At 69.6% G+C, this 7,565-nt stretch carries 6 protein-coding genes; 3 read left to right on the forward strand and 3 right to left on the reverse strand.

From position 1 onward, the window contains the following. Window positions 1-73: 73 nt before the first annotated feature. Window positions 74-301 (forward strand): virulence-associated protein, encoded by a 228-nt coding sequence (locus O1Q03_RS06940; protein WP_269502395.1) that lies wholly within the window; start codon window positions 74-76, stop codon window positions 299-301. Between the two features lie 52 nt (window positions 302-353). Here the strand turns inward: O1Q03_RS06940 and O1Q03_RS06945 are convergent, their stop codons facing one another. Both O1Q03_RS06945 and O1Q03_RS06950 read right to left on the reverse strand, forming a co-directional pair. Further along, window positions 354-1,841 (reverse strand): aldehyde dehydrogenase family protein, encoded by a 1,488-nt coding sequence (locus O1Q03_RS06945; RefSeq protein ID WP_269502396.1) that lies wholly within the window; start codon window positions 1,839-1,841, stop codon window positions 354-356. A gap of 27 nt (window positions 1,842-1,868) precedes the next feature. Next, window positions 1,869-2,447, reverse strand: coding sequence for a thioesterase family protein (locus O1Q03_RS06950; RefSeq protein WP_269502397.1), 579 nt, complete (start codon window positions 2,445-2,447; stop codon window positions 1,869-1,871). 262 nt (window positions 2,448-2,709) lie between these two features. On the opposite strand from O1Q03_RS06950, the gene O1Q03_RS06955 reads away from it, so the two are divergent. After that, window positions 2,710-3,840 (forward strand): porin, encoded by a 1,131-nt coding sequence (locus O1Q03_RS06955; RefSeq protein ID WP_269502398.1) that lies wholly within the window; start codon window positions 2,710-2,712, stop codon window positions 3,838-3,840. A gap of 43 nt (window positions 3,841-3,883) precedes the next feature. Then, the gene (locus O1Q03_RS06960) at window positions 3,884-5,275 is read left to right on the forward strand and encodes an FAD-binding oxidoreductase (protein ID WP_269502399.1); all 1,392 of its coding nucleotides are present in this window, start codon (window positions 3,884-3,886) and stop codon (window positions 5,273-5,275) included. Window positions 5,276-5,356: 81 nt separating this feature from the next. On the opposite strand, the gene O1Q03_RS06965 is transcribed toward O1Q03_RS06960, so the two are convergent. Continuing rightward, complete coding sequence (locus O1Q03_RS06965; RefSeq protein ID WP_269502400.1) at window positions 5,357-7,483, reverse strand: acetate--CoA ligase family protein; 2,127 nt, start codon at window positions 7,481-7,483, stop codon at window positions 5,357-5,359. Between the last annotated feature and the right edge of the window lie 82 nt (window positions 7,484-7,565).

Here is a 7,565-nt window from a genome sequence, read left to right on the forward strand (position 1 = left end):
TAAGAATGAATTGACGCGCGTGAAAGCTTTTCGTCAGACTCCGGTGCCATGACACAGGCCGCGGGAGAATCTGATGACGTCGACGAAAACGTTTGAAACCACCGAAGCCAAAGCTGAACGCCTTCCCGACGATACAGCGTTCGGAGGCGCGGGCAATTCCCGTGACTCTGTAGCGAGCCCGAACGCGGCGGTGCAGGACAACTGGGCCTGGCTCGTGCCTTTGATCGGGCCGATAGATTCGGACTTTGAAAAGGCGCTCACCTCGCGACCGACGAGTTCGGACGGGAGCGGATGCATTTGACGTCGCAGCAACGAAACGTCGCGATGCATCCGTGTTCCCGGATGCCCGCACATCACCGCAACCTAATCACCGTCGACTTCAACTCGGTGTACTTCTCCAGCGCGTGCAGCGAGTTGTCGCGCCCGTTGCCCGACTCCTTGAAGCCGCCGAACGGGAAGTTCATGTCGTCCGTTTCCTCGTAGCCGTTCACCCATACCGTGCCGGCCCGCAGCCGGCGCGCGGTTTCGTGCGCGGTCGCCAGGTTGGCGGTCCACACCGACGCAGCGAGCCCGTAGCGCGTGTCGTTCGCGAGCGCGACGGCCGTATCGAGATCGTCGAACGCCGTCACCGCGAGCACCGGCCCGAAAATCTCCTCGCGCACGATCCGCGCATCGGCGCGCGGGCAATCGAACACGGTCGGCTCCACGTACTGGCCGCCGCTGTCCGTGCGCGCGCGCCTGCCGCCGGCGAGCAGCGTTGCCTCGTCGCGGCCCGCGTCGACGTAGCCGAGCACGCGCTCGACCTGCGCCGCATCGATCAGGCTGCCCATCCGCGTATCCGGCGACAGCGGATCGCCGGGCGCATACTCGGGCGCGATCGCGAGCACGCGCGCGACGAGTTCGTCGCGGATCGCGCGATGCACGAGCAGCCGCGAACCCGCCGTGCACATCTGCCCGGTGTTGTAGAACACCGCATGCGCAACGGTGCGCGCCGCGCGTTCGAGGTCGGGGCAGTCGGGCAGCACGATCTGCGGCGACTTGCCGCCGAGTTCGAGCCATACGCGCTTCAGGTTCGAATCGGCCGCGCAGCGCGCGACCTTGTGGCCGACCGCGGTCGACCCGGTGAACGCGATGCAGTCGACGTCCGGATGCCGCGCGAGCGCCTCGCCCGCATCGCCGAAGCCGGGCAGCACGTTCAGCACGCCGGCCGGCAGCCCGGCCTGCGCGGCGAGCGCCGCGAGCCGCAGCGCAGTCAGCGGCGATTTCTCCGACGGCTTCAGCACGACGCTGTTGCCGGCCGCGAGCGCCGGTGCGCATTTCCACATCGCGATCATCGCGGGGAAATTCCACGGGACGACCGTCGCGACCACGCCGATCGGCTCGCGCGTGACGAGCCCGACGAGATGCGCATCCGCCGGCGCGACTTCGCCGCCCGTCTTGTCGATCGCCTCGGCGAACCACTCGGCGCAGTACGCGGTGGACGGAATGTCGATCGTGGTCGTGTCGCCGATCGGCTTGCCGGTGTCGAGCGTTTCGAGCAGTGCGAGATCGCCTGCATGCTCGCGGATCAGCGCGACCCAGCGCAGCAGCACGCGCTTGCGTTCGCGCGGCGACGCGTCGCGCCACGCACCGGTTTCGAATGCACGCCGCGCGGCGGCGACCGCGACATCCGCGTCGGCCTGCCGGCAATGCGCGACCTGCGCGAGCACGCGGCCGTCGATCGGGCTCGTGCACGTGAAGGTGGCGCCGTCGTGCGCGTCGCGGAATGCGCCATCGACGAAGGCGCGGGAATCGATGTCGAGCTGGCCGGCGCGCGTGCGCCAGGCGTCGTTCGTCTGCATGTGGGGCTCCGTCGGGGTTCGGGGTGGTCAGCGTGAAGCGGCGGCCGCGTGGCGGATCGCGATCGCGCGGCTCGCGTGCCGCTCGTGCGGCGCGCGCGCATGTTCGGCGTGAATCGCGTCGAGGTGCCGGCGGATCGCATCGGGAAACGGCGCCGAGCGTTTCGCGCGCATGTCGACGTGCGTGAGCAGTTGTTCGCCGGTCGCGAGCTGCGCGCCGGTGGTCGCGTGATGCATCGAATGGAACACGTGCAGCCGCCGGTCGTCCATGTCGAGCAGCCGCACCGTGAGCCGCAGCGGCTCGCCGAGCATCGCTTCGCGCAGATGGCGGATATGCGTTTCCGCCGAGTAGATCGAGCAACCGGCTGCGCGATAGTCGTCGTCGATGCCGAAGTAGCGGAAGAACGCGTCGCTGCTGTCGCCGAACACGAGCAGGTAGCACGATTCGCTCATGTGGCCGTTGTAGTCGACCCACTCGGGCTGCACGGTGCAGCGATGCAGTTCGAGCGGCGTCGCGATCGGCGCGGCCGGGTCGTACGGGCGCGACTTCTGTCCTTCGTAGGCCGAGCGCAGGCGCGGCTCGGCAGCGGGGCTGAGGGTGGTCGTCATCCAGTGCACTCCGAGGTTCGGAACGGGCCCGCACGTCGTCCGCGGGGCTGCCCGACGATGTTATGACGGGTTGAACGTTTTTTCAATAATGAAATCGCCGATGCGTGTAAACACCGGTGCCGTTTCGTGCCGACACGGATTGAACATTCATTCAACGAAACCTATACTCGCCAGCGCCGCGATGCCGAAGCGAAGCAGGCGGGCGGCGTTCAACCACAACGAAAAATCGATCCGCGTCGCGCGGAAACCGGAGACACCGAAAATGAAGAAGCGCTTCCTGCTGGCCGGCATGATGTCGGTGATGGTCCACGGCCACGCACACGCCCAGAGCAGCGTGTCGCTGTACGGGATCATCGACGGCGGCATCACCTACGTGAACAATGCGGGCGGCGCGCATGCGTACCTGTTCGACGATGGCGTGTCGTACGGCAACCGCGTCGGGCTGATGGGCACCGAGGATCTCGGCGGCGGCAACAAGGCCGTGTTCAAGCTCGAGAACGGGTTCCGGCTCGGCACCGGCAGGCTGAACCAGGGCGGCGCGATGTTCGGGCGGCAGGCATACGTCGGGCTCGGCAACGACTGGGGCACGCTGACGTTCGGCAATCAGTACGACTTCGCATTCGACTTCACGGCCGCGTACAACGTCAGCGCGTTCGGCAGCGGCTACGGCGTGCACCTCGGCGACTTCGACCGGCAGAGCGGCGACCGGCTGCAGAACGCGGTGAAGTTCGTCAGCAACAGCTTCCACGGGCTCGTGGTCGGCGGCATGTATTCGTTCAGCAACGACGCGGGCAGCTTCCACGACGGCAGCGCGTGGAGCGTCGGCGCAAGCTACACGCGCGGCGATTTCGCGGCGGGCGGCAACTACACGCGGCTCAATGCGCCGCGCCGCCTCGCGGCGCTCGACCCGTATGCGCAGATCGGCGTGCGCACGATGCTCGGGCAGACGGTCGCGACCGTCGATCCGGCGACGGGCGCGGTGACCGACCTGCACGACTCGACGCCGTTCTCGGTCGACTCGCAATCGATCTTCGGGATCGGCGCGTCGTACACGTTCGGCAAGCTGACGCTCAACGCGGACTTCAGCAACACGACGTTCAAGGGCTACGGGCAATCGTCGACGATGCGCGTGTACGAGGCGGGCGGCCTGTACCAGGCGACCGTGCCGCTGTCGCTCGTCGCGGGCTATCAGTACACGACGTTCGAAGGCCATCACTGGCACGAAGTCGCGCTCGGCACGCACTACGCGCTGTCCAAGCGCACCGACGTGTATGCGGCGGTCGACTGGATGCGGGCATCGAACGGCGTGGACGCTGTGATCGGCTACAGCTTCACGCCGTCGACGAGCCGCACGCAGGCCGCCGCGCGCATCGGCATGCGGCATAATTTCTGATCCTTACACGCCTGCGGGCCGGGTACGGCCGGCCCCGTCGATCATGTCCGATTCTTCCTCGAGCGGCGACGTCGTCGCCGCGCTGCGCGCTGCGCTCGGTGCCGATTGCGTGAGCGCAGGCGACGCGATCGGCGCGCGCCATTTCACGAACTACGGCGAGGCGGCCGGCGTACGGCCGCGCGCAGTGCTGCGCCCGCGCAGCGTCGACGACGTGAGCCGCGCGCTCGCGATCTGCACCGCGCACCGGCAGACGGTCGTGCCGCAGGGCGGGATGACGGGGCTCGCGGCCGGTGCCGAGCCGCGCGCGCACGACGTGGTCCTGTCGCTCGAAAGGATGACGGGCGTGATCGAGATCGACGCGGACGCGGCCACCGTCACCGCGTGGGCCGGCACGCCGCTGGAAGCGCTGCAGCAGGCGGTGGACGAAGCCGGGTTCGCGCTCGGCATCGATCTCGGCGCGCGCGGGTCGTGCCAGATCGGTGGCAACGTGGCGACCAATGCGGGCGGCAATCGCGTGATCCGCTACGGTACCACGCGCGAGCAGGTGCTCGGCCTAGAGGTCGTGCTGGCCGACGGCACCGTGCTCGGCTCGTTGAACAAGATGCTGAAGAACAACGCGGGGTACGACCTGCGGCAGATCTTCGTCGGCAGCGAAGGTACGCTCGGCGTCGTCACGCGAGTCGTGCTGCGGCTGCATCCGCGGCTCGCCGCGCCGTCGACCGCGTTGTGCGCGGTACGCGATACGGCCGCGGCGCTCGCGCTGCTGCGCGCCGCGCGCACCGCCTGTTCCGACTTGCTCAGCTTCGAGGTGATGTGGCCGGCGTTCTACGGCTACGTGTGCGCGCACACGCCAGGCATGCGCGCGCCGCTGCCGGCGGACGACGGCGTCAAGGTGCTGATCGAATGCGCGAGCGGCGACGCCGCGCAGACGGCCGAGCGGTTCGAAGCCGTGCTGGCCGACTGGCTCGAACGCGGGCTGATCGACGACGCGGCGCTCGCACAGAATGCGGCCGACGCACAGGCGTTCTGGACGGTGCGCGAAGGGCTCGCGATCGACGCGCTGCCGGGTCTGGTCAATTTCGACGTCGGCATTCCGCCGCGCGAGACGGCCGCGTTCGTCGAAGCGTGCGATCGCGCGCTGAACGCACGCTGGCCCGGTGCGCACGTATTCTTCTTCGGCCACCTCGGCGACGGCAACCTGCACGTGTGCGTATCGGCGCCGTATGCGGCGGGCGAGAGCGCACATGACGTCGATGCGGTGCTGTATCCGCTCGTACGCGATGTGGGCGGCTCGGTATCGGCCGAACATGGAATCGGCCGCTACAAGCGCGACTGGCTCGGCTGCTCGCGCAGCGACGCGGAGATCGCCGCGATGCGCCGCCTCAAGCACGCATTCGATCCGCTCGGGCTGCTCAATCCCGGCAAGGTGATCTGAACGGCCTCGCGTGCTTCGTGTTCGGCAAGCAACGGCCCGCTCGCGTATCGCGTGAGCGGGCCGTTGCGTTTCAGGCCGGCGTCATGCGTCGAGCCGCACCAGCGCATCGACGGCCACCGCGCCGCGTTCCATCACCAGCAGCGGGTTGACGTCGAGCTCGACGAGCGTATCGGCATGTGCGTGCGCGAAGCGCGCGATCGCCATCACGTTCGCGACCACCGCATCGAGATCGGCCTTCGGCCGCCCGCGATAGCCTGTCAGCAGGGGCCCGAGCTTCAACCCGAGCAGCGCGTCGCGCACGTCGCTTTCGCGGACCGGCAGCAGCAGCGTCGCGGTATCGCGGATCAGTTCGACCAGCACGCCGCCGGTGCCGAGCACGAGCGCGAGGCCGAAATTCGGCTCGCGCTTCACGCCGACGATCAGTTCGAGCAGCGGCGCGTCGGCCATCTTCTCGACGAGGATGCGCTCGACCTGCACGTCGGGCGCGTAACGCGCGACCTGTTCGGTCATCCGCTCGACCGCGGCAGCCACGGCTTCCGGCGAGCCGAGCTTCAGCGCGACCGCGCCGGCCTCGGTCTTGTGCGGCAGACGATCGCTGACCACTTTCACGCAGACCGGAAAGCCGAGCCGCTGCGCGGCGGCCGGCGCGTCGGCGGGCGCGACGCATTCGCCCGGCGGCACGTCGAGCCCGTGCGCGGCCAGCATCCGCTTGCTCGCCCATTCGTCGTGCAGCGTCGCGGTGCCGCCGCCGTCACCGGCGCGCAGCACCGGCAGCGCATTCAGCGCATCGGCGTCGAGCACGCGGCGGCGCGTGTCGCCGTACGTCATTGCCGCGCCGATCGCGTCGATCCCGTCGGCGAGCCCCTGCAGCGGCGCGATGCCGGCCGCGGCCATGCGCGCCGCGTGATCGGGCGGCGTGAGATCGGGGAACACCGAGATCACCGCGCCGACCACGCCGTGCTGGCGCGCGGACGCCGCGAACGCATTCGCCGCGATGTCGCACAGCGGCCGCTCGCCGGTCGCTTCCTGCGGATAGTCGAGGATCATCGCCGCCGCGCCCGGGCGGTCCGCGAGCAGCGCGTCGCAGCACGCGCGCATCTTGTCGCGGTCGCCCCACGGCGTCGTCGTGAAGTCGAGCGGGTTCGCGATCGTCGCGTAGGCGGGCAGCACGTTGCCGAGCGCATCGCGCCCCGCGTCGCCAACCGGCGGGAACGCGATGCCGCGCGCTTCGCCGAGATCGGCGACGAGCCCCGCATCGCCGCCCGACGTCGCCAGCGCGGCGAGCGTGCGGCGCTCGGGCACCCCGGCGATCGCGAGCAGCTTCAGCGTCTCGACGAGGCCGACCGGGTCCTTCACGCGGATCACGCCGAGCCGCCGGAACAGTGCGTCGTACAGCGCATCGGAGCCCGCGAGCGAACTCGTGTGGCTCATCGCGAGCTGCGCGCCGAGCGTCGACGTGCCGCTCTTGAGCGCGACGATCGGTACGCCGCGTGCGAGTGCGCGTGCGGCGGCCTCGCTGAATGCGCGCACGTCCTTCAGCCCTTCGAGGTGCACGCCGATCGCACGGATGCGCGGATCGTCGACGAACGCATCGACGAGGCGCGCGACGTCGACCGACGCCTGGTTGCCGACGCTCGCCAGGTACGCGAACGGCACCGAGCGCGCGCTCATCGACAGGTTGTACGCGAGGTTGCCGCTCTGCGTGATCACCGCGACGCCCGATTGGACGCGCGGCGCACCGTGTGCGACCGGCCACAGCGCGCTGCCGTTCAGCCCGTTGATCAGCCCGTAGCAGTTCGGGCCGAGCACGGCCATGTCGCCGGCCGCGTCGACGAGCGTCTGTTGCAGTGCGGCGCCGTCGGCGCCCGTTTCGGAGAAGCCCGACGCGTACACGATTGCGCCGCCGGCACCGCGTTCGGCGAGCGCGCGCACGACGTCGATCGCCTGCCGCGCCGGCACCGCGACGAACACGGCATCGGGCGCGGCGGGCAGGTCGGCGACGCTTGCATGGCAGCGCACGCCGTCGATCTCCGCATGGTTCGGGTTGACGAGCCAGATGGCGCCGGCGTAGCCGTAGTCGCGACAGCGCTGCACGGCGCCCGCGATGCCGCGTCCGCCGACGAACGCGATGCCGGCCGGCTCGAGCAGCCGGCGCAGATTGGCCGCGGCGGCCGCGCGGCGATCCCTGACTGCGGGAGAGAAGGTCATGAGTTGTCCTTTCGGAAGTCGCGCCGGCGGTGCCGGGGCGACGGGTCGCGGGCGCGGGTGCGGCGGTGGGTTTACGTCGACC

The organism is Burkholderia sp. IMCC1007, from assembly GCF_027257875.1.
Taxonomy (GTDB): domain Bacteria; phylum Pseudomonadota; class Gammaproteobacteria; order Burkholderiales; family Burkholderiaceae; genus Burkholderia.

What these genes read in the sequence shown, in the direction of transcription:
- O1Q03_RS06965 (WP_269502400.1), bottom strand. Translation starts at nt 7,483, where the DNA reads ATGACCTTCTCTCCCGCAGTCAGGGATCGCCGCGCGGCCGCCGCGGCC.
- O1Q03_RS06950 (WP_269502397.1), bottom strand. Translation starts at nt 2,447, where the DNA reads ATGACGACCACCCTCAGCCCCGCTGCCGAGCCGCGCCTGCGCTCGGCC.
- O1Q03_RS06955 (WP_269502398.1), top strand. Translation starts at nt 2,710, where the DNA reads ATGAAGAAGCGCTTCCTGCTGGCCGGCATGATGTCGGTGATGGTCCAC.
- O1Q03_RS06945 (WP_269502396.1), bottom strand. Translation starts at nt 1,841, where the DNA reads ATGCAGACGAACGACGCCTGGCGCACGCGCGCCGGCCAGCTCGACATC.
- O1Q03_RS06960 (WP_269502399.1), top strand. Translation starts at nt 3,884, where the DNA reads ATGTCCGATTCTTCCTCGAGCGGCGACGTCGTCGCCGCGCTGCGCGCT.
- O1Q03_RS06940 (WP_269502395.1), top strand. Translation starts at nt 74, where the DNA reads ATGACGTCGACGAAAACGTTTGAAACCACCGAAGCCAAAGCTGAACGC.